Below are 1,517 nucleotides of genomic sequence, written 5' to 3' on the forward strand. Positions count from 1 at the left end.
CACCTTTGATCAAAGCATGTTTGGCTGAAAAAAGATCTTGATAACGTTTAGTCACCTGTAACTGTGGCGAAGCAGCAACTTGTTGAATTAATAAGCGTGATGATTTAGTTGTATCTTGATCAACAACAGCGATAGGTACCTGAGTAATAACACCTGCATTATACATGTAAAGAAATAAAAAAATAAGTAATAAAGGATAGATCAAAATCAATAAAAATAAAAAACGTTGTTTAATTAATTTGTTGATTTCCCATCTCATCACTTGTAATAATGAGTTAGACATTAATGTCGTTTCCTTTGTGTAAAATCTCCATATAAATTATGTCAGTGAGATTGCCACTTTGTTGTGACACTCATTCCTGGGCGCAGACCTAGTACCTTATTTATTGGTTTTGCACGCATTTCAAAAGTTTTTAGGTCAAAGTCACCCGTCGCTTTAGTCGCTTGCCAATTGGCATATTGTCCTAAAGCATTTAAGACAGTTACTTTAACATCAATGACTTGATTATTTAATGCTGGTACCTTTACCTTGAACGTATCACCGACTTTAAGATCACCTAATAAATCTTCACGAATATTAAAGGTAAACCAAATATCATTCAAATCAATGATAGAATAAAGTGGCGTTCCAGGGCTATATAATTGCCCTACTTCAGCAACACGGGTTGTAATTTGACCATTAATTGGCGAAACTAAAGTTAATTCATTTACATCAGCGTTGACTTGCTCAAGTGCTGCCTTTGATTGTTCAACCTGTACATCGGCTAATTTTTTCTGTTCTACACTGCTACCATTTTCGGCTAATGCTAGGTTAGCTTTAGCTGCCTCATGGGCTTTAATAGCCGCTTGATATTGGTTAAACGATTCATCGTAATTTTGCTTGGAAACTGTTCCATTTTTAACTAAGCGATTAATTCGTTCATAACTGGTTTGCGCTAATAATAAATCCGATTTCGCTTTATCTAACTGTGCCTTTTGCACATCAATTGTTTCTGGTCTAGTACTATAAGTATTATCTCGGCTTGCCATTGCCACTTTTAATTGGGCTTCAGATGTCGCTAACTGCGCTAATAATGCTGGATTTGAAAGATTAAGAAGAACATCGCCCTGTTTAACATTATCCCCAACATCATAATTAAATTGAATAACTCGACCTTGTACTCTAGCCGCCACATCAACACGGCTAGATTCAACCTCACCTTGTAATATAATGGTATTAGGTTGATTTACAAAATATATAATTATAACCATGGCAATAACAGCCATGATTGCTACAATCAAAGAAAGGCGTTTTTTATGCATAAAATTGTGCTTATAAATGATTAGGAAAAACTAAAATAATGTTACTAGGAATATAATATAAAGCCAAATATTAAAATACGCAATAAAATGTGACTTTATATGAAGCACGGTGTTTTTCATATTTGGAATGATTTTTGAAAATATTTGTTCTTAGTGAAAGTTGAATCATTAACTTTAAAATTTATTTATTGAAAAAACATTGAATCATAACACAC

General features: G+C 33.4%; 2 protein-coding genes. Both read right to left on the reverse strand.

All coding sequences use genetic code 11. From position 1 onward, the window contains the following. Positions 1 to 283: ABC transporter permease (locus A9G30_RS09895; RefSeq protein ID WP_141672075.1), on the reverse strand; the 283-nt coding region annotated here is incomplete at its 3' end. Between the two features lie 41 nt (positions 284 to 324). Continuing rightward, positions 325 to 1,302 (reverse strand): HlyD family secretion protein, encoded by a 978-nt coding sequence (locus A9G30_RS09900; protein ID WP_065583119.1) that lies wholly within the window; start codon positions 1,300 to 1,302, stop codon positions 325 to 327. Between the last annotated feature and the right edge of the window lie 215 nt (positions 1,303 to 1,517).

Origin of the sequence: Gilliamella sp. Fer4-1 (genome assembly GCF_001690515.1) — a bacterium.
GTDB lineage: Bacteria > Pseudomonadota > Gammaproteobacteria > Enterobacterales > Orbaceae > Gilliamella > Gilliamella apicola_C.

Bases quoted from the DNA above. Each gene is read 5' to 3' on its own strand.
- A9G30_RS09900 (WP_065583119.1), bottom strand. From the start codon at position 1,302: ATGCATAAAAAACGCCTTTCTTTGATTGTAGCAATCATGGCTGTTATT.